This window comes from Escherichia sp. WS2035 (genome assembly GCF_046487065.1).
In the GTDB taxonomy this organism is placed as follows: domain Bacteria; phylum Pseudomonadota; class Gammaproteobacteria; order Enterobacterales; family Enterobacteriaceae; genus Escherichia; species Escherichia coli.
Map to the genome: position 1 here is coordinate 221,753 of NZ_JBJQKD010000006.1, position 21,689 is coordinate 243,441.

Genomic DNA, 21,689 nt, shown 5'->3' on the forward strand with positions numbered 1-21,689 from the left:
GCTTTCAAACCAGTCGTGATCACGGCAATCAATTTTGAACTCTGCTTAACGGACATTTCTGTATAACCCTTACGGCAACGAAAAACGCGAAGTTAAAATTTTAGAAACCCAAAACGTGACATGACTAAGTTTAGATTTCAGGGGGGGAGATCAAAAAATTTCGCTCTGTGCCAGAGCGGACATTCACGGAGCTGGTTCATTACCAATGAGGTTGGGCTTTTGAGGATAAATCAATGATCAGACGCCAACGTAAATCAAAAGCAACCCTGGAACGGAATTGCTAATCCAGTTTCTGACCATCGATTTTTCTAAAAAGTGTGCGTTTGCTACTACTTAGGTAGGTGCAGCTTTCTTAATCACCGGCAGCCACGTTATACAGGCCAGTTGATGGATCGATTGTTATCAATGATATCTTCATGAGTCGGTGTCTCACCCAGCTTACCGAAGCTGGCATAAAGTGAAGGCAGACGGGCCCGTCCTTCTCCCTTTTTCGCCAGAGGGAAAGCGCGAAGCATGGTGGCAGCCTCCCAGTCACAACAATAGGATGGTGTGCACGGCTGCTGACGCCATGATTCAGCGATAGAGCCGGAAAATACGGGGTCAAAGCCGGTATCATTAACCAGAGTCATCGTGACCTGTACTGCGGCTGGATGATCTCCTGCTACTGCAACTGCTAGGCGACCGCGGCTCCCTTCAGGTAGTCTGTTGTGGTCAACTAAAACTGGCCTCCGCGTTAGAGTTTTTCCAGTATCGGTTTTCTGATTCGTTTGGTGGTAACCCACCATTATATTCGTGCGGTCTTAGTGCGCTGTAATATCCAACGATATAGTCCGTTATTGCGTGAGCTGCATCGCTGAAGCTTACATAGCCCGTCGCTGGCACCCATTCGTTCTTCAGACTTCTGAAGAAGCGTTCCATTGGGCTGTTATCCCAGCAATTTCCGCGCCGGCTCATACTCTGCCTGATCTGGTATCGCCACAATAACTGCCGGAACTGCCTGCTCGTATAATGACTGCCCTGGACGCCCTTCTAAGAGTCAAGCCGTTATCGGGATGCTGTTGATCTGCCTGTTTTGATTACGCAGTAATGTATAAACTTCGCGTGAGATATAGCGCTTCAGGCAGCGTATTGCTTCCATTTTTGTATGCCCTTCCGCTACTCGTCTGGCGACATATTCCTTCGTTTTATCGTCAGTTCGCAAACGTCCGATGGCAATGATGTGAAGTGCACTATTTGCAGCACGATCTCCACCCCGGTTAAGTCGATAACGATTCGTTTTTCCTGAAGATACGGGAACAGGGCTGACACCACACAGTGCCGCAAAACCTGATTCTGATCTTAATCGTTGGGGATTGTCTCCTGCCGTGATCAGCAACTGCGAAGCGCTTTCGTATCCAATAGCATTACGTTTAATCAGTTCAGGCGCCAGCTCATCGACAATTGCCGCAATCATGACATCCAAATCAGCGATTTCGTCATGTAACTCGAGATAGCGTCGGGCAAGGGACTTTAATGAAATACGATAAACGTTGGTAACATTGCGGTATTCACTGGCATCAGGCCGCCAGGATCCCAGAGTCCTGATGAGCTGCATGCGCGTCATATTTCTGAGCTGTTCACGTAATTCATCCGGGGCAGAGATAATATTGGAATGGATAATCTGGAGAGCGACTCTGCGGGCTGATATTGCTGTTTTTCGGCAAGTTTTTAATACCCGCAGAGACTCAATCATGCCATTGCGCGTTTTGGGTGTGACGGTTCTTATTCCGGAGAATGCGGCGTGAGCGGCACATTCAGCATCAATCGTGTCACTTTTACCCCGTTTGCGTCGCTCCATCCGATCTGGCGCAGTCACCTCAAGAACGTCTAACCCGGCATTCTGTAAATAGCGAAGCAGACCTGATCCATAGGTGCCAGTACACTCAACACCAATTCGCTTTAATGCCCCAAACGAAGTCATCCATGCCAGCATCTGCCGGTAACCTTGCCGTGTTGTGGAGAAAAACTGGGTCCCCAGAACTTTATTGTTCTGATCTACGACAGCGGCAACGTGCAGATCTTTATGTGTATCCACGCCACCCACAACAGCGGTTTCCGTAACTTTACCTGCCATAACAGAGCTCCTGTGAGGAAACAGAGTTGAATCTCCAGACAGATAACTCGGACAGGACAGTAACGAGACAAACCGTCAGGCCCTTCTTGAGTCACGCGCATCGGTGAGGAGACGCCTCGCATGAAGGCGCTTCCGGCAACCGACAGGTCCAGGGCAGGACACAAAGGGTCGATCGCTGTGTGAGTCAGGATGCGGGAAGGTCTTCACTGCATCAGTAATCACACCAGTCTGGTTAAACAGCAAACAGAGTGATGATAAAAACTGATACCGGCATTATTACTATCGCAGTGGAACATCACCCCGCCGGGCTTACCACGGGTTTCCCATGCCATTTCCAGCGCTTTCATGGTGAGCCTGCTGTCCGGCGAGAACGACATGGCCCAGCCCACTGGTTTTCTTGCGAACAGGTCGAGAACAACGGCGAGGTACGCCCAGCGCTTACCCGTCCAGATATAGGTCACATCACCGCACCACACCTGATTTGGCTCGGTCACGGCGAACTGCCGTTCAAGGTAGTTAGGGATAGCAACATGTTCATGACCACCACGTTTATACCGGTGAAGCGTCCTGTTAATGTGCAAAGAATTGAATTACGAAGCCGGGTGAGGGCTTTCCATGCTCTCAGTCGTGGCGCAGCCGGGTAGCCGGGCAATCAGTCAGATGTTGCGCCAGAGTGGCGTTGATGCAGGCCGGTGGCTGGCATGACGACTGATGCGGGAATGAGGGCTGACAAGTCGACAGCTGGTTAAACATCACAACCGGGTAAACGAAGACAAAAGTCCGCCATTGCCAAATTTACTGAACCGGCAATTTAACCCCGCCGCACCAGATCGCGTCTGGTGCGGCGACATCAGTTTTATTCGCCTGCAGGACAAATGGTGTTAGCTCGCGCTCGTTGTTGATTTATATTCACGGCGGATTATCGGTTCAGCCCTCTCATTAACCGCTGATGCTGAGTTGGTGTGTAGGGCTTTGCGTAATGCACTGGAAACACGACCGCGTGATGGCCGCCTGCTGTTTCATTCAGATCAAGGTGTTCAGTATAAAAGCAATAAATACAGAAAGTTACTCTGGCGTTATGGGGTAATGCAAAGTATGAGTCGCAGAGGGAATTGCCTGGATAATTCGCCGATAGAAAGAGTCTCTCGCAGCCTTAAAAATGAATGGCTTCCGAAAGGTGGTTATGGTGATTTTAGCCATGCGGTACGCGATATAAACCAGTGGATTAATGGTTATTACAACGTTTATCGACCTCACACGAACAACGATGGTTTACCGCCTTGCTTACATGAAGAAAAGTGGAAACAGGTTATTCCGGTGTCCTGATTTTGTGCTCCACTACAGAACTTGTATCCCTTTACAAAGGCAGATACACATAACCACCCCAAAATATGCCGCCTGATGTTATAATGGAAGAAAAAAACGAAAGCAGGCTCCAGTCGTTGAATCAGTCAACCTGATATCACCACCGTGTAGTACCAGCATCCTGCGTACAATCAGCAATCCCAGTCCTCCCCGGGGCTCTTCTGACGGTTCATGACATAACACTGATGCCCGCCGGAAAAGATGAGTTCGCATATCTTCAGTTAGTCCGGGGCCGCTGTCAGCCACTTCGACGTGCAACCGATTATCTTCCTGCCAGACTTTCAGCCTAATCGAGCCTTCCGGAGGTGTGTGGCGTACAGCATTATCCAGTAAATTTGTTATCACACGCTCTATCATTGAAATATCTGCCCTGATAAGAGGCAGGGAATGTGACATCATAATTCTTAGTTGCAATCGACGGGTTTCTATGCTGAGCTCAAATTTTTGAGCTACATCCTGAATAAGTTCACAGACAGAAAATTGCTCCAGTTGAGGTTTTATAGCACCATGCTCAAGACGTGCCAGCTCAAAAAGCTGACAGGACAGATGCCTCACCTTGTGTCCCTGCCGGAGAGCTGTTGTCAGATATTTATGACAGTCCTCTGATGATAGCGAATCCGACTTCATTGACAGGGTTTCCAGATATCCCAGAAGTGATGTTAATGGCGTCCGTAAATCATGGGAGATATTGGCAATAAATTCACGGCGCTGTTGATCACTTTCTGAAAGTTGATCCCACTGACAGGATATTTTACGGGCCAGTTCAATGAAGGCATTGTGTAATATCTCGACCTCGTTGCTAGGGGGGGTGGCAGGGCGCTGAATTGCCAGTTGTTTAATGGCACTAATACTGTCCTGCTCTATCCCGCTGACATTTTCAGTTAGTTGCTGTATGGGACGGGTTACCCAGTACCAGACCAGCATACCCGACAGCAGACCACATATCACTACCAGAAACAGCGACCAGTACAGTGCATTCCATAGTGCCTTTGTCCAGGCTGCATCAGTAAGAGCATTAAGTTCCTCTCCCTGTAAAATAATATACAGATATCCTTTCAGATCATCCCTCAGGTAAAGCGGTGCGGTACTGAAAACTTTTTTCTTATTTACACTTCGGGGATCATCACCATATACGGGCCAGACAGCACCGGAGAGAAATTTTTTCAAGGGCGCTATATTGATATACCGACGTTTGATATGACCTGGAGGGGCGGCCTCCACAAGCAGCCGACCTTCCGGCGAGACAATATACAGCTCCACACTGGGATTAAGCGTCATCAGACGCTCAAACAGACTCTTTAATGTCCGGTGATTCACCTGCCCACGATTATCCAGCAGAGGCTCCGTGATGACAATCTGTTGCGCCAGCCCTGCAGATAAACGCTGTACCATTGCATTGCCATACAGATTACTGCTGTAAATATGAACGCCACATGTCACTGCTGCGCAAAACAGCAAAACGACTGTAAATACTAGGCTTAACCTCTGGCTTAATGTCAGGCTACAATTCATTTATCGCATTCCTGCATTGTCAACTGAAAACCTATACCCTTTTCCCCAGACGGTCTGGATCATCTTTGGCTCTGCTGCATCCTGTTCAATTTTGGCACGAAGACGGTTGATATGCGTGTTGACTGTATGCTCATATCCTTCATGCTGATACCCCCAGACATTATCCAGCAGTGAAAGACGGGAAAAAACTTCGCCAGGATGACGTGCAAACCAGAGCAGCAGATCAAACTCGCGTGGGGTAAGATCAACCTGTTTATTATGCAAATGAACTTCACGTGAAAATGGATTGATGCACAGACCGTGACAGCAAATCAGTCCACCTGCCAGGAGAATATTTTGCCCCATGGCTTCCTGACGACGAAACAACGCTTTGATGCGGGCAATCAGCTCCGGAATGGAAAAGGGTTTCGGTAGATAGTCATCAGCCCCCATTTCCAGTCCCAGGACGCGGTGGGTTTCGCTGGTACGGGCACTGATGATAATCACAGGCAGATAACGGGTCATCTGACGGATATAACGGCAAATCTCCAGCCCATTAACATTAGGCAGCATAAGATCAAGTATTACGGCATCCCAGGTCTGCTTGTCTAGTAATAAACGAGCTCTGGCGCCATCCGCTTCATGAACTATCTGATACCCTTCATCCTGCAGATTAAGCCGCAACAGAGCTGCAATATCATAATCATCTTCCATCAGCAGTATTTTTTTTACGTTATTCATCAAAAGTTATCCACATATTCTTTATCTGAATTTTACCCCAGCATTTGACGATGAATTATCACATTTTTTTTAAACTCTTGTGAGGATGTGATGAACATTCCTTTCCATAATATACTTAGTTTACAGACAGAGATCACATAATGCAGCCATTACCGTTAAAACAAATACATCCTCTGTGGTTACGCTGTTGCCACTGGATTAATGCTGTTACTGTCGCAGGCATGATATGTAGTGGATGGCGCATTTATAATGCTTCTCCTTTGTTTTCTTTTAACTATCCGGCAGCATTAACTCTCGGTGGCTGGCTTGGCGGTGCGTTACTGTGGCACTTCGCCCTGATGTGGATTCTGCTGATTAATGCCACGATCTATCTTACTCTGGGAATTTGTAGCGGACGTTTCCGGAGCAAGTTTTTCCCGCTGTCATGGACCTCACTGAAAAAATCCCTTACGCAGGCATTGTATGGAAAGCTGCATCATACGAATATGCAGGAATACAATATGGTGCAAAAAGTCGCCTATATTCTGATTATTTTAGATGGCGCTGCTCTGCTATTGTCTGGTCTGGTTTTATGGAAACCCGTTCAGTTTTCCCTTCTGACTATACTATTCGGTGGTTATGATACAGCGCGTTATATCCACTTTCTGTGCATGAACATTATGGTACTGTTTATTATTATTCACCTGGTTATGGTGTTATTGGTTCCGCGTGCATTGTTATCTATGATACGGGGTCACTAATGAAGAAAAAACGTTTTTTGTCTGACAGTGATGCCCATTACGTGGTGAAAGATGCAGAAAAAATCCTTGCGCCGGACAGACGTCGTTTACTCCAACAGGGGCTGACGCTTGGGGGAATTATGATGCTGACTGGCTGTGATATAAGCAATAATGATGATATTGAAAAAGCATTGTTCCGTATATCCAGATTTAATGACCGGATTCAAAGTTTTCTGTTCAGCAAAAACAGTGTGGCACCAGAATATCTTCCAGAGGACATTACCACTCCATTCCCTTTTAATGCCTTCTATGGAGAAGAAGAGATCCCAGTAATTGATGGCCAGGATTATAAATTGGAAATACGGGGGCTGGTACGTGATAACCGTAACTGGTTTTTGTCTGAATTGTATAACATGCAGCATGTGAGTCAGATAACCCGTCATATCTGTGTTGAAGGATGGAGTGCAATAGGAAAATGGGGAGGGATACCATTCCGGCATTTCCTGACGCTGATTGGTGCCGATATGCGGGCAAAATACGTCAGTTTTCGTTGCGTCGATGGTTACTACACCAGTATTGATATGGCGACAGCACTACATTCACAAACATTGCTGACATTGACATGGAATAACAGGGTATTGCCAAAAGAATATGGCTATCCCATAAAGATACGTATCCCTACTAAGCTGGGATATAAAAACCCCAAGCATGTTCAGGTTATAGAGGTCACTAATCATTTTCCGGGGGGGTACTGGGAAGACCAGGGTTATAACTGGTTTGGTGGTTGTTGATACAATTGTTAAAAATGAGGAAGAACCATGAAAAATATTATTTCTGCAACTGTACTATCCGCGCTGTTCATGTTCAATGCTCAGGCAGCAGACACAATGGATAAAACACATGAAGTAAAAGGCAGCATGTCCAGCGCGCATGATAAAATGTGCAAGGATGGTATGTGCAAAAATGCAATGGATAAAGAGAAAATGGAGAAAGAACACATGAGCAAAACGGATGGGATGAAAAATGACCACATGGGTAAAAAAGACAATATGTCTCAATAAGTTGAGAACTTAAAATTACGTTACGATAAAACATCATATTCTGTCGTTTTTCAGATAAATAGCTCATTATGGCAATGTCAGGCTCTGTATCGGAAATGACATTGCCTTTACTGTGTATTCGTAAGCATCATTTCTGCGCAGTCTGGCAGATCCTGAAATCCTTATGAAACAAAGTATAGTGAGTGAAATCATAAAACCGACTGACTGGTTAACTGGTCTGATTTGTTTCAGTCAGTTTTCGTTAAAATTCTCCATGTTATAAATTTAATAACCTGAAAATTATTACCGCGCTAATTAACTGTATTTCTTTTTGTTATTTTTTTTCTGGAGTTTTATACTGATTTAAGTAATATATTTCAAATAAACTCGTTTTTACTATGCCTTATGGTGTAATGTGCTAACCTGTTTCGCTACGGTAATAGATATACCCACCATATTGAACATTTGTAGATCATTATTCTATAGTGCTCAGAGTTAAAATCGTCTCTGGTTGAATTGATTTGTTACACAGGATTCTGGTCCCGGTTGATACGGGTAATTTCCGGAAGGGCGGTAGCATGCTTATTCAAAATACAATATGAGACACGGTCGAAGTCGGATGGAATTAAATCATGGCTACAGCATTTTTGTGTGTATGATATAATTTTGCCTCATATTTTAGAGTATACTTGCGCAACCGCCAATAGAGTCGCCTTCTTTTGCGTGCTGGGATCGTACTGTATGAGATAAACACTTTGAATCATTATCCGAAGTCAGAAGAAGTGCATTGACTGGTATGACCTGATTAATTCAACCCCTTATCTGACAGGGGTAGAAAAAGAAGAGAGGTTCACATGACAACTCACAGGTCATTATTCGGCAGCTGATTGGTACTGGGTAAGGAAGTTATATATATGAGCAACTATACATCTTAGTTGCATGATAAAGAAAAAGATAACAGTTCTTTAGAATATGCATATTGAAGAGAATGCAATAGCATGGTTTATATAAATTACGCATAAAAATAAGCATATGTAAGTATTTTGGTTTGCTTTTTTTAACCTGCCACCGCAATGAATGCTTTTTTATGTTGATGTGCGTTATGAAACTAAATGCAAGAAACATATTTAAAGGCTTAATATCGTTCTCTCACAGACTCCGTTTACTTATTCAAGAATATAATTTAATTTATAGTGAGCTTATTATGAATATGAACAATCCATTAGAGGTTCTTGGGCATGTATCTTGGCTCTGGGCCAGTTCCCCATTACACAGAAACTGGCCAGTCTCTTTGTTTGCAATAAATGTATTACCTGCAATACGGGCTAACCAATATGCTTTATTAACCCGGGATAATTACCCTGTTGCATATTGTAGTTGGGCTAATTTAAGTTTAGAAAATGAAATTAAATATCTTAATGATGTTACCTCATTAGTCGCAGAAGACTGGACTTCAGGTGATCGTAAATGGTTCATTGACTGGATTGCTCCTTTCGGGGATAACGGTGCCCTGTACAAATATATGCGAAAAAAATTCCCTGATGAACTATTCCGAGCCATCAGGGTGGATCCCAAAACTCATGTTGGTAAAGTATCAGAATTTCACGGAGGTAAAATTGATAAACAGTTAGCGAATAAAATTTTTAAACAATATCACCACGAGTTAATAACTGAAGTAAAAAACAAGATAGATTTCAATTTTTCATTAACAGGTTAAGAGGTAATTAAATGCCAACAATAACCACTGCACAAATTAAAAGCACACTACAGTCTGCAAAGCAATCCGCTGCAAATAAATTGCACTCAGCAGGACAAAGCACGAAAGATGCATTAAAAAAAGCAGCAGAGCAAACCCGCAATGCGGGAAACAGACTCATTTTACTTATCCCTAAAGATTATAAAGGACAGGGTTCAAGCCTTAATGACCTTGTCAGGACGGCAGATGAACTGGGAATTGAAGTCCAGTATGATGAAAAGAATGGCACGGCGATTACTAAACAGGTATTCGGCACAGCAGAGAAACTCATTGGCCTCACCGAACGGGGAGTGACTATCTTTGCACCACAATTAGACAAATTACTGCAAAAGTATCAAAAAGCGGGTAATAAATTAGGCGGCAGTGCTGAAAATATAGGTGATAACTTAGGAAAGGCAGGCAGTGTACTGTCAACGTTTCAAAATTTTCTGGGTACTGCACTTTCCTCAATGAAAATAGACGAACTGATAAAGAAACAAAAATCTGGTAGCAATGTCAGCTCTTCTGAACTGGCAAAAGCGAGTATTGAGCTAATCAACCAACTCGTGGACACAGCTGCCAGCATTAATAATAATGTTAACTCATTTTCTCAACAACTCAATAAGCTGGGAAGTGTATTATCCAATACAAAGCACCTGAACGGTGTTGGTAATAAGTTACAGAATTTACCTAACCTTGATAATATCGGTGCAGGGTTAGATACTGTATCGGGTATTTTATCTGCGATTTCAGCAAGCTTCATTCTGAGCAATGCAGATGCAGATACCGGAACTAAAGCTGCAGCAGGTGTTGAATTAACAACGAAAGTACTGGGTAATGTTGGAAAAGGTATTTCTCAATATATTATCGCACAGCGTGCAGCACAGGGGTTATCTACATCTGCTGCTGCTGCCGGTTTAATTGCTTCTGTTGTGACACTGGCAATTAGTCCACTCTCATTCCTGTCCATTGCCGATAAGTTTAAACGTGCCAATAAAATAGAGGAGTATTCACAACGATTCAAAAAACTTGGATACGATGGTGACAGTTTACTTGCTGCTTTCCACAAAGAAACAGGAGCTATTGATGCATCGTTAACAACGATAAGCACTGTTCTGGCTTCAGTATCTTCAGGTATTAGTGCTGCTGCAACGACATCTCTGGTTGGTGCACCGGTAAGCGCGCTGGTAGGGGCTGTTACGGGGATAATTTCAGGCATCCTTGAGGCTTCAAAACAGGCAATGTTTGAACATGTCGCCAGTAAAATGGCCGATGTTATTGCTGAATGGGAGAAAAAACACGGCAAAAATTACTTTGAAAATGGATATGATGCCCGCCATGCTGCATTTTTAGAAGATAACTTTAAAATATTATCTCAGTATAATAAAGAGTATTCTGTTGAAAGATCAGTCCTCATTACCCAGCAACATTGGGATACGCTGATAGGTGAGTTAGCTGGTGTCACCAGAAATGGAGACAAAACACTCAGTGGTAAAAGTTATATTGACTATTATGAAGAAGGAAAACGTCTGGAGAAAAAACCGGATGAATTCCAGAAGCAAGTCTTTGACCCATTGAAAGGAAATATTGACCTTTCTGACAGCAAATCTTCTACGTTATTGAAATTTGTTACGCCATTGTTAACTCCCGGTGAGGAAATTCGTGAAAGGAGGCAGTCCGGAAAATATGAATATATTACCGAGTTATTAGTCAAGGGTGTTGATAAATGGACGGTGAAGGGGGTTCAGGACAAGGGGTCTGTATATGATTACTCTAACCTGATTCAGCATGCATCAGTCGGTAATAACCAGTATCGGGAAATTCGTATTGAGTCACACCTGGGAGACGGGGATGATAAGGTCTTTTTATCTGCCGGCTCAGCCAATATCTACGCAGGTAAAGGACATGATGTTGTTTATTATGATAAAACAGACACCGGTTATCTGACCATTGATGGCACAAAAGCAACCGAAGCGGGTAATTACACGGTAACACGTGTACTTGGTGGTGATGTTAAGGTTTTACAGGAAGTTGTGAAGGAGCAGGAGGTTTCAGTTGGAAAAAGAACTGAAAAAACGCAATATCGGAGTTATGAATTCACTCATATCAATGGTAAAAATTTAACAGAGACTGATAACTTATATTCCGTGGAAGAACTTATTGGGACCACGCGTGCCGACAAGTTTTTTGGCAGTAAATTTACTGATATCTTCCATGGCGCGGATGGTGATGACCATATAGAAGGAAATGATGGGAATGACCGCTTATATGGTGATAAAGGTAATGATACGCTGAGGGGCGGAAACGGAGATGACCAGCTCTATGGCGGTGATGGCAACGATAAGTTAATTGGGGGAGCAGGTAATAATTACCTGAACGGCGGAGATGGCGATGATGAGCTTCAGGTTCAGGGAAATTCTCTTGCAAAAAATGTATTATCCGGTGGAAAAGGTAATGACAAGCTGTACGGCAGTGAGGGAGCAGATCTGCTTGATGGCGGAGAAGGGAATGATCTTCTGAAAGGTGGATATGGTAATGATATTTATCGTTATCTTTCAGGATATGGCCATCATATTATTGACGATGATGGGGGGAAAGACGATAAACTCAGTTTGGCTGATATTGATTTCCGGGATGTGGCCTTCAGGCGAGAAGGTAATGACCTCATCATGTATAAAGCTGAAGGTAATGTTCTTTCCATTGGTCATAAAAATGGTATTACATTCAGGAACTGGTTTGAAAAAGAGTCAGGTGATATCTCTAATCACCAGATAGAGCAGATTTTTGATAAAGACGGCAGGGTAATCACACCAGATTCCCTTAAAAAGGCACTTGAGTATCAACAGAGTAATAATAAGGCAAGTTATGTGTATGGGAATGATGCATTAGCCTATGGAAGTCAGGATAATCTTAATCCATTAATTAATGAAATCAGCAAAATCATTTCAGCTGCAGGTAATTTTGATGTTAAAGAGGAAAGAGCTGCAGCTTCTTTATTGCAGTTGTCCGGTAATGCCAGTGATTTTTCATATGGACGGAACTCAATAACTTTGACAGCATCAGCATAATTTATTAATTTAAATAATAGCAATCTTATTGGGCTGTGCCACATAAGATTGCTATTTTTTTGGAGTCATAATGGATTCTTGTCATAAAATTGATTATGGGTTATACGCCCTGGAGATTTTAGCCCAATACCATAACGTCTCTGTTAACCCGGAAGAAATTAAACATAGATTTGACACAGACGGGACTGGTCTGGGATTAACGTCATGGTTGCTTGCTGCGAAATCTTTAGAACTAAAGGTAAAACAGGTAAAAAAAACAATTGACCGATTAAACTTTATTCCTTTGCCCGCATTAGTCTGGAGAGAGGATGGACGTCATTTTATTCTGACTAAAGTCAGTAAAGAAGCAAACAGATATCTTATTTTTGATCTGGAGCAGCGAAATCCCCGTGTTCTCGAACAGTCTGAGTTTGAGGCGTTATATCAGGGGCATATTATTCTTATTGCTTCCCGTTCTTCTGTTACCGGGAAACTGGCAAAATTTGACTTTACCTGGTTTATCCCTGCCATTATAAAATACAGAAAAATATTTATTGAAACCCTTGTTGTATCTGTTTTTTTACAATTATTTGCATTAATAACCCCCCCTTTTTTTTCAGGTGGTTATGGACAAAGTATTAGTACACAGGGGGTTTTCAACCCTTAATGTTATTACTGTCGCATTATCTGTTGTGGTGGTGTTTGAGATTATACTCAGCGGTTTAAGAACTTACATTTTTGCACATAGTACAAGTCGGATTGATGTTGAGTTGGGTGCCAAACTCTTCCGGCATTTACTGGCGCTACCGATCTCTTATTTTGAGAGTCGTCGTGTTGGTGATACTGTTGCCAGGGTAAGAGAATTAGACCAGATCCGTAATTTTCTGACAGGACAGGCATTAACATCTGTTCTGGACTTATTATTTTCATTCATATTTTTTGCGGTAATGTGGTATTACAGCCCAAAGCTTACTCTGGTGATCTTATTTTCGCTGCCCTGTTATGCTGCATGGTCTGTTTTTATTAGCCCCATTTTGCGACGTCGCCTTGATGATAAGTTTTCACGGAATGCGGATAATCAATCTTTCCTGGTGGAATCAGTCACGGCGATTAACACTATAAAAGCTATGGCAGTCTCACCTCAGATGACGAACATATGGGACAAACAATTGGCAGGATATGTTGCTGCAGGCTTTAAAGTGACAGTATTAGCCACCATTGGTCAACAAGGAATACAGTTAATACAAAAGACTGTTATGATCATCAACCTGTGGTTGGGAGCACACCTGGTTATTTCCGGGGATTTAAGTATTGGTCAGTTAATTGCTTTTAATATGCTTGCAGGTCAGATTGTTGCACCGGTTATTCGCCTTGCACAAATCTGGCAGGATTTCCAGCAGGTTGGTATATCAGTTACCCGCCTTGGTGATGTGCTTAACTCTCCAACTGAAAGTTATCATGGGAAACTGGCATTACCGGAAATTAATGGTGATATCACTTTTCGTAATATCCGGTTTCGCTATAAGCCTGACTCTCCGGTTATTTTAGATAATATCAATCTCAGTATTAAGCAGGGGGAGGTTATTGGTATTGTCGGACGTTCTGGTTCAGGAAAAAGCACATTAACTAAATTAATTCAACGTTTTTATATTCCTGAAAATGGCCAGGTCTTAATTGATGGACATGATCTTGCGTTGGCCGATCCTAACTGGTTACGTCGTCAGGTGGGGGTTGTGTTGCAGGACAATGTGCTGCTTAATCGCAGTATTATTGATAATATTTCACTGGCTAATCCTGGCATGTCCGTCGAAAAAGTTATTTATGCAGCGAAATTAGCAGGTGCTCATGATTTTATTTCTGAATTGCGTGAGGGGTATAACACCATTGTCGGGGAACAGGGGGCAGGATTATCCGGAGGTCAACGTCAACGCATCGCAATTGCAAGGGCGCTGGTGAACAACCCTAAAATACTCATTTTTGATGAAGCAACCAGTGCTCTGGATTATGAGTCGGAGCATGTCATCATGCGCAATATGCACAAAATATGTAAGGGCAGAACGGTTATAATCATTGCTCATCGTCTGTCTACAGTAAAAAATGCAGACCGCATTATTGTCATGGAAAAAGGGAAAATTGTTGAACAGGGTAAACATAAGGAACTGCTTTCTGAACCAGAAAGTTTATACAGTTACTTATATCAGTTACAGTCAGACTAACAGAAAGAACAGAAGAATATGAAAACATGGTTAATGGGGTTCAGCGAGTTCCTGTTGCGCTATAAACTTGTCTGGAGTGAAACATGGAAAATCCGGAAGCAGTTAGATACTCCGGTACGTGAAAAGGACGAAAATGAATTCTTACCCGCTCATCTGGAATTAATTGAAACGCCGGTATCCAGACGGCCGCGTCTGGTTGCTTATTTTATTATGGGGTTTCTGGTTATTGCTTTCATTTTATCTGTTTTAGGCCAGGTGGAAATTGTTGCCACTGCAAATGGGAAATTAACACTCAGTGGGCGTAGCAAAGAAATTAAACCTATTGAAAACTCGATAGTTAAAGAAATTATCGTAAAAGAAGGAGAGTCAGTCCGGAAAGGGGATGTGTTATTAAAGCTTACAGCACTGGGAGCTGAAGCTGATACGTTAAAAACGCAGTCATCACTGTTACAGGCCAGGCTGGAACAAATTCGGTATCAAATTCTGAGCCGGTCAATTGAATTAAATAAACTTCCTGAACTGAAGCTTCCTGATGAGCCTTATTTTCAGAATGTATCTGAAGAGGAAGTACTGCGTTTAACTTCTTTGATAAAAGAACAGTTTTCCACATGGCAAAATCAGAAGTATCAAAAAGAACTGAATCTGGATAAGAAAAGAGCAGAGCGATTAACAATACTTGCCCGTATAAACCGTTATGAAAATGTATCGAGGGTTGAAAAAAGCCGTCTGGATGATTTCAGGAGCCTGTTGCATAAACAGGCAATTGCAAAACATGCTGTACTTGAGCAGGAGAATAAATATGTTGAGGCAGCAAATGAATTACGGGTTTATAAATCGCAACTGGAGCAAATTGAGAGTGAAATATTGTCCGCAAAAGAAGAATATCAGCTTGTCACGCAGCTTTTTAAAAATGAAATTTTAGATAAACTAAGACAAACAACAGACAGCATTGAGTTATTAACTCTGGAGTTAGAGAAAAATGAAGAGCGTCAACAGGCTTCAGTAATCAGGGCCCCTGTTTCGGGAAAAGTTCAGCAACTGAAGGTTCATACTGAAGGTGGGGTTGTTACAACAGCGGAAACACTGATGGTCATCGTTCCGGAAGATGACACGCTGGAGGTTACTGCTCTGGTACAAAATAAAGATATTGGTTTTATTAACGTCGGGCAGAATGCCATCATTAAAGTGGAGGCCTTTCCTTACACCCGATATGGTTATCTGGTGGGTAAGGTGAAAAATATAAATTTAGATGCAATAGAAGACCAGAAACTGGGACTCGTTTTTAATGTCATTGTTTCTGTTGAAGAGAATGAATTGTCAACCGGGAATAAGCACATTCCATTAAGCTCGGGTATGGCTGTTACTGCAGAAATAAAGACAGGAATGCGAAGCGTAATCAGCTATCTTCTTAGTCCTCTGGAAGAGTCTGTAACAGAAAGTTTACATGAGCGTTAAGTCTCAGAGCCGCGGTATCCGGCTCATATCTTCTCCTGTCATGTGTGACTGCACTGTTTTGTGGCAAACCAGTACTGACTATCCACTGGAATTCGGTAGTCATTAACTATGGCATTGATGTCCTTTATAACTGTCTTACAGGGCGTATAACACATCCCGCGACGGAAGCTTATCACAGAGGAAGAGATAAGCTTCAGAATGGAAAGTATATGAGAAGACTGTGATTGTTTAAAAATACACAATCCGCTGTGAGGTGGAGTCAGGGGCGGTACTGTCCCGCAGAAGCGGAGAATGGTTTATGTATGAGGTGTGTGTGACATTTTACATGAGAGTAAAACAGGTGATAACCTCCTTTAGTAAGGGGTATTCACAGGTATTATTACAGAACAATGTTGTTTCTGGCTTGTTCTTTTTTTTGGCGACTGGAATAGCCTTTTTTAATATGGGGCACCCCGAAATACTGTATTTCTCAGCCATCAGTGCAGCACTTTCTCCGTTCTTTGCCTGGTATTTGCGGTATCCTGATGAGGAGATTAATGAAGGTATATGGGGATATAATGCTGTTCTGTATGGCATAGCCTGTGGCATGCTTGTCCCTGTGTCAGTCTCCGGAATTGCTGTACTTATTGTCGGAACACTGGAGATGCTCCTTTTAATGGGGTTCAGATAATACTTAACCTGCTGGCCCGACCTGTCCTGGTGATGCCTAGTTTACCAGTTTTCTTTCAATGTGGAATATATTAATAGAAATCCAGTGGTTTTGCATACCGGGATGTTGTGTAGTGCAAAATTTATACTACAGGGATCGGAGTAGTGATGTTTAAGATTCATTAAATAGTTTCAAAGACGCTTTGTATACGACATGATTGCTAACCTCTCGCCCAGTGATTAGGTATTCTGATAAGGTGTGGTAAAATATTAATCTTCACAGAGGAGTTAAAAATATTATGGGTAACCAATGGCAACAAAAATATCTTCTTGAGTACAATGAGTTGGTATCAAATTTCCCTTCACCTGAAAGAGTTGTCAGCGATTACATTAAGAATTGTTTTAAAACTGACTTGCCGTGGTTTAGTCGGATTGATCCTGATAATGCTTATTTCATCTGCTTTTCTCAAAACCGGAGTAATAGCAGATCTTATACTGGATGGGATCATCTTGGGAAATATAAAACAGAAGTACTGACACTCACTCAAGCCGCTCTTATTAATATTGGTTATCGTTTTGATGTTTTTGATGATGCAAATTCAAGCACAGGAATTTATAAAACAAAGAGTGCAGATGTGTTTAACGAAGAAAATGAAGAAAAAATGCTCCCGTCGGAATACCTGCATTTTTTACAAAAGTGTGATTTTGCAGGTGTTTATGGAAAAACTCTGTCAGATTACTGGTCGAAATACTATGATAAATTTAAGCTTTTACTAAAAAATTATTATATTTCTTCTGCTTTGTATCTTTATAAAAATGGAGAGCTTGATGAGCGTGAATATAATTTCTCCATGAACGCCTTAAATCGCAGTGATAATATATCACTATTCTTCTTTGATATTTATGGATATTACTCATCTGATATTTTTGTAGCCAAAAATAATGATAAGGTAATGCTTTTCATTCCTGGTGCAAAAAAACCTTTTTTATTCAAGAAGAATATCGCTGATTTGCGGCTTACCCTTAAAGAACTTATTAAGGATAGTGACAACAAACAATTACTTTCCCAACATTTTTCATTATATAGTCGTCAAGATGGAGTTTCCTATGCAGGAGTAAATTCAGTTCTACATGCAATAGAAAATGATGGTAATTTTAATGAGTCTTACTTTCTGTATTCCAATAAGACACTTAGCAATAAAGATGTTTTTGATGCTATAGCTATTTCTGTTAAGAAACGCAGTTTCAGTGATGGTGATATCGTTATAAAATCAAACAGTGAAGCTCAACGAGACTATGCTCTGACTATACTCCAGACGATTTTATCAATGACCCCTATATTTGATATCGTAGTCCCGGAGGTATCTGTTCCGCTTGGACTGGGGATTATTACTTCCAGTATGGGGATCAGTTTTGATCAACTGATTAATGGTGATACTTATGAAGAACGTCGTTCTGCTATACCTGGTTTGGCGACAAATGCAGTACTGCTTGGTCTGTCTTTTGCAATTCCACTCTTGATTAGTAAGGCAGGAATAAACCAGGAGGTACTTAGCAGCGTTATAAATAATGAGGGCAGGACTCTGAATGAAACAAATATCGATATATTTTTGAAGGAATATGGAATTGCTGAAGATAGTATATCCTCAACTAATGTGTTAGACGTTAAGCTTAAAAGTTCCGGGCAGCATGTCAATATTGTAAAGCTTAGTGATGAAGATAATCAAATTGTCGCTGTAAAAGGGAGTTCTCTGAGCGGCATCTACTATGAAGTGGACATTGAAACAGGATATGAGATTTTATCCCGAAGAATTTATCGTACCGAATATAATAATGAAATTCTCTGGACTCGAGGTGGTGGTCTAAAAGGGGGGCAGCCATTTGATTTTGAAAGTCTCAATATTCCTGTATTTTTTAAAGATGAACCCTATTCTGCAGTGACCGGATCTCCGTTATCATTTATTAATGATGACAGCTCACTTTTATATCCTGATACAAACCCAAAATTACCGCAACCAACGTCAGAAATGGATATTGTTAATTATGTTAAGGGTTCTGGAAGTTTTGGGGATAGATTTGTAACTTTGATGAGAGGAGCTACTGAGGAAGAAGCATGGAATATTGCCTCTTATCATACGGCTGGGGGAAGTACAGAAGAATTACACGAAATTTTGTTAGGTCAGGGCCCACAGTCAAGCTTAGGTTTTACTGAATATACCTCAAATGTTAACAGTGCAGATGCAGCAAGCAGACGACACTTTCTGGTAGTTATAAAAGTGCACGTAAAATATATCAACAATAATAATGTTTCATATGTTAATCATTGGGCAATTCCTGATGAAGCCCCGGTTGAAGTACTGGCTGTGGTTGACAGGAGATTTAATTTTCCTGAGCCATCAACGCCTCCTGATATATCAACCATACGTAAATTGTTATCTCTACGATATTTTAAAGAAAGTATCGAAAGCACCTCCAAATCTAACTTTCAGAAATTAAGTCGCGGTAATATTGATGTGCTTAAAGGACGGGGAAGTATTTCATCGACACGTCAGCGTGCAATCTATCCGTATTTTGAAGCCGCTAATGCTGATGAGCAACAACCTCTCTTTTTCTACATCAAAAAAGATCGCTTTGATAACCATGGCTATGATCAGTATTTCTATGATAATACAGTGGGGCTAAATGGTATTCCAACATTGAACACCTATACTGGGGAAATTCCATCAGATTCATCTTCACTCGGCTCAACTTATTGGAAGAAGTATAATCTTACTAATGAAACAAGCATAATTCGTGTGTCAAATTCTGCTCGTGGGGCGAATGGTATTAAAATAGCACTTGAGGAAGTCCAGGAGGGTAAACCAGTAATCATTACAAGCGGAAATCTAAGTGGTTGTACGACAATTGTTGCCCGAAAAGAAGGATATATTTATAAGGTACATACTGGTACAACAAAATCTTTGGCTGGATTTACCAGTACTACCGGGGTGAAAAAAGCAGTTGAAGTACTTGAGCTACTTACAAAAGAACCAATACCTCGCGTGGAGGGAATAATGAGCAATGATTTCTTAGTCGATTATCTGTCGGAAAATTTTGAAGATTCATTAATAACTTACTCATCATCTGAAAAAAAACCAGATAGTCAAATCACTATTATTCGTGATAATGTTTCTGTTTTCCCTTACTTCCTTGATAATATACCTGAACATGGCTTTGGTACATCGGCGACTGTACTGGTGAGAGTGGACGGCAATGTTGTCGTAAGGTCTCTGTCTGAGAGTTATTCTCTGAATGCAGATGTCTCCGAAATATCGGTATTGAAGGTATTTTCAAAAAAATTTTGATTCGGGAAATTATTTATTGGCCATTGTTATAGCTACTCCCTTGTGCTGTTTTGTTAGCGCAAGAGAGTGTCAGTTCTGCATTTTGATATATTCAAGTCACCATCCTCCAAAGGCAAACAAATGAGAAAAGGTCATCAGGCACAAACATCCAGTGAAAAGCTCCCCAGTCTTCTCCTGCTGGCTTCTGCCCCCTACTTTGCCACAATACTCTGTGCCCCTGTCGGTCAGTATTCTCTACATTGGCAGGTCATGCGACTCATAAAATGGCAGTACACGATCATTCAGCAGGCCAGTCGCTGTAATCGCATTTTGGTGACATACAATTTGCAGTGAACGACCTTTGAGTATGTATCAACAAAGGTCTGGTGATAAATTACGCGACACCTTTCAGGTTGCCTACATAGAACGTGTCCTGCGAACCCAGATATCCCGGATGAGCCGTTTCGATTTCGCCACAGGCCTCGTCATCACTGGCTTTACGCTCCAGTGCTGCGATCTGGCTGTCAGTTAGCTCAATGCCATCACGGGCTACTTTTTCTTCCAGTGCTTTCAGATGTTTTTTGAAATTCTCAAGGTTATGGCGTAACCAGACAGAACGGACACCACTGCCGGAGATAAAAACGCCCTGTTTACGCAGCTCGTTGCTGGTCCGGTGCTGACCGTGTGCCGGGAAAGCGACGGCGTAATCAACAACAGCCTGTTCAGTTGCCTCATCGGTACGGTTCTTAAGGTTAGGAGCGCGGCGACTACGATTAATCAGCGCATCCACACCGCCTTCATCGACCAGTTCGCGGTAACGATAAAATGTATCACGCGAAACGCCCATGATTTTACAGACTTTTGATACGTTGCTGAGTGATCTTACCCACCAATAGTGGACACAGGACTAAGTGAGTAAACTCTCAACCAGAGGTGACTCATGACAAAACCAGTATCAATCAGCAAGAAGCCCCGTAAACAACATACGCCTGAATTTCGTAACGAAGCCCTGAAACTCGCTGAACGCATCGGTGTGGCCGCCGCAGCCCGTGAACTCAGCCTGTATGAATCCCAGCTTTATGCCCGGCGCAGTAAACAGCAGCAACAAATGAGTTCGTCAGAGCGCGAAAGCGAACTGGCCGCTGAAAATGTCCGCCTTAAACGACAACTGGCGGAGCAGGCTGAGGAACTGGCCATCCTCCAAAAGGCCGCGACATACTTCGCGAAGCGCCTGAAATGAAGTATGTCTTCATCGAAAATCATCGGGCAGAGTTCAGCATCAAAGCGATGTGTCGTGTACTTCGGGTTGCCCGCAGCGGCTGGTATGTCTGGCTCAGGCGTCGTCACCAGATGAGCCTGCGCCAACAGTTTCGGCTCACCTGCGATGCCGCTGTCCATAAGGCATTCTTTGAGGCAAAGCAGCGATACGGTGCTCCCCGCCTTGCTGACGAACTGCCGGAGTTCAATATTAAAACCATTGCCGCCAGCCTGCGTCGTCAGGGGCTGCGGGCGAAAGCCAGCCGGAAGTTCAGCCCGGTCAGCTACCGTGCACATGGCCTGCCCGTATTGGAGAATCTGCTGGAGCAGGACTTCAGCGCCAGCGGCCCGAACCAGAAGTGGGCGGGTGACATCACGTACTTGCGTACCGATGAGGGCTGGTTGTATCTCGCAGTAGTCATCGACCTGTGGTCACGCGCCGTTATTGGCTGGTCGATGTCACTGCGAATGAAAGCACAACTGGCCTGTGATGCACTGCAAATGGCGTTGTGGCGGAGAAGACGCCCGGAATGTCAGCG

At 42.7% G+C, this 21,689-nt stretch carries 12 protein-coding genes and 6 pseudogenes; 11 read left to right on the forward strand and 7 right to left on the reverse strand.

Going from position 1 to position 21,689, the window contains the following annotated elements; genetic code table 11:
* Positions 1 to 371 precede the first annotated feature (371 nt).
* The 4 genes and pseudogenes from ACJHX4_RS12685 to ACJHX4_RS12700 form a co-directional block, all read right to left on the reverse strand.
* Positions 372 to 629, reverse strand: coding sequence for a hypothetical protein (locus ACJHX4_RS12685; RefSeq protein WP_000177057.1), 258 nt, complete (start codon positions 627 to 629; stop codon positions 372 to 374).
* 82 nt (positions 630 to 711) lie between these two features.
* A pseudogene (locus tag ACJHX4_RS12690) lies at positions 712 to 1,020 on the reverse strand (integrase core domain-containing protein); the annotation flags it as partial.
* A gap of 16 nt (positions 1,021 to 1,036) precedes the next feature.
* Positions 1,037 to 2,113 carry an IS110-like element ISEc21 family transposase gene (locus tag ACJHX4_RS12695; protein ID WP_000907654.1) on the reverse strand — a complete coding sequence of 359 codons (1,077 nt, stop codon included), beginning with the start codon at positions 2,111 to 2,113 and terminating at the stop codon, positions 1,037 to 1,039.
* 272 nt (positions 2,114 to 2,385) lie between these two features.
* Positions 2,386 to 2,673: pseudogene (locus ACJHX4_RS12700) on the reverse strand (DDE-type integrase/transposase/recombinase); the annotation flags it as partial.
* Between ACJHX4_RS12700 and ACJHX4_RS12705 the strand changes: the two are divergent.
* A pseudogene (locus tag ACJHX4_RS12705) lies at positions 2,662 to 3,439 on the forward strand (IS3 family transposase); the annotation flags it as partial. The pseudogenes ACJHX4_RS12700 and ACJHX4_RS12705 sit on opposite strands and share 12 nt — an antisense overlap.
* Before the next feature lie 78 nt (positions 3,440 to 3,517).
* Here the strand turns inward: ACJHX4_RS12705 and ACJHX4_RS12710 are convergent.
* On the reverse strand, positions 3,518 to 4,990 hold the full coding sequence (locus ACJHX4_RS12710; protein ID WP_000995841.1) for a sensor histidine kinase: 1,473 nt from the start codon (positions 4,988 to 4,990) through the stop codon (positions 3,518 to 3,520).
* Positions 4,991 to 5,710, reverse strand: a complete 720-nt coding sequence (locus tag ACJHX4_RS12715) for a response regulator transcription factor (protein WP_001066997.1) — start codon at positions 5,708 to 5,710, stop codon at positions 4,991 to 4,993.
* A 140-nt stretch (positions 5,711 to 5,850) separates the two neighbouring features.
* Here ACJHX4_RS12715 and ACJHX4_RS12720 point away from each other — a divergent pair, with 140 nt between their 5' ends.
* The 9 genes and pseudogenes from ACJHX4_RS12720 (at position 5,851) to cnf1 (ending at position 19,914) form a co-directional block, all read left to right on the forward strand.
* Entirely contained in the window at positions 5,851 to 6,450 is a 600-nt protein-coding gene (locus ACJHX4_RS12720) for a cytochrome b/b6 domain-containing protein (protein WP_001182766.1), read from the forward strand.
* The gene (locus tag ACJHX4_RS12725) at positions 6,450 to 7,220 is read left to right on the forward strand and encodes a molybdopterin-dependent oxidoreductase (RefSeq protein ID WP_000730195.1); all 771 of its coding nucleotides are present in this window, start codon (positions 6,450 to 6,452) and stop codon (positions 7,218 to 7,220) included. Before ACJHX4_RS12720 ends, ACJHX4_RS12725 begins: the two co-directional genes overlap by 1 nt.
* Positions 7,221 to 7,247: 27 nt before the next feature.
* Positions 7,248 to 7,490 (forward strand): hypothetical protein, encoded by a 243-nt coding sequence (locus tag ACJHX4_RS12730; protein WP_000789515.1) that lies wholly within the window; start codon positions 7,248 to 7,250, stop codon positions 7,488 to 7,490.
* Between the two features lie 1,183 nt (positions 7,491 to 8,673).
* Entirely contained in the window at positions 8,674 to 9,186 is a 513-nt protein-coding gene (hlyC, locus tag ACJHX4_RS12735) for an alpha-hemolysin-activating lysine-acyltransferase HlyC (protein WP_001519143.1), read from the forward strand.
* An 11-nt stretch (positions 9,187 to 9,197) separates the two neighbouring features.
* Complete coding sequence (gene hlyA, locus ACJHX4_RS12740; protein ID WP_001142371.1) at positions 9,198 to 12,272, forward strand: RTX toxin hemolysin HlyA; 3,075 nt, start codon at positions 9,198 to 9,200, stop codon at positions 12,270 to 12,272.
* Between the two features lie 70 nt (positions 12,273 to 12,342).
* A pseudogene (locus ACJHX4_RS12745) lies at positions 12,343 to 14,467 on the forward strand (type I secretion system permease/ATPase).
* Positions 14,468 to 14,485: 18 nt separating this feature from the next.
* The gene (gene hlyD, locus ACJHX4_RS12750; RefSeq protein ID WP_000860468.1) at positions 14,486 to 15,922 is read left to right on the forward strand and encodes an alpha-hemolysin T1SS ABC transporter subunit HlyD; all 1,437 of its coding nucleotides are present in this window, start codon (positions 14,486 to 14,488) and stop codon (positions 15,920 to 15,922) included.
* Positions 15,923 to 16,235: 313 nt separating this feature from the next.
* Positions 16,236 to 16,592, forward strand: a complete 357-nt coding sequence (locus tag ACJHX4_RS12755; RefSeq protein WP_218795209.1) for an urea transporter — start codon at positions 16,236 to 16,238, stop codon at positions 16,590 to 16,592.
* A 277-nt stretch (positions 16,593 to 16,869) separates the two neighbouring features.
* A complete protein-coding gene (gene cnf1, locus ACJHX4_RS12760; protein ID WP_000528122.1) occupies positions 16,870 to 19,914 on the forward strand; it encodes a cytotoxic necrotizing factor CNF1 in 3,045 nt (1,014 codons plus the stop codon).
* 237 nt (positions 19,915 to 20,151) lie between these two features.
* On the opposite strand, the pseudogene ACJHX4_RS12765 reads toward cnf1, so the two are convergent.
* Positions 20,152 to 20,770, reverse strand: a pseudogene (locus ACJHX4_RS12765) (helix-turn-helix domain-containing protein); the annotation flags it as partial.
* Between the two features lie 63 nt (positions 20,771 to 20,833).
* Between ACJHX4_RS12765 and ACJHX4_RS12770 the strand changes: the two are divergent.
* A pseudogene (locus ACJHX4_RS12770) lies at positions 20,834 to 21,681 on the forward strand (IS3 family transposase); the annotation flags it as partial.
* Between the last annotated feature and the right edge of the window lie 8 nt (positions 21,682 to 21,689).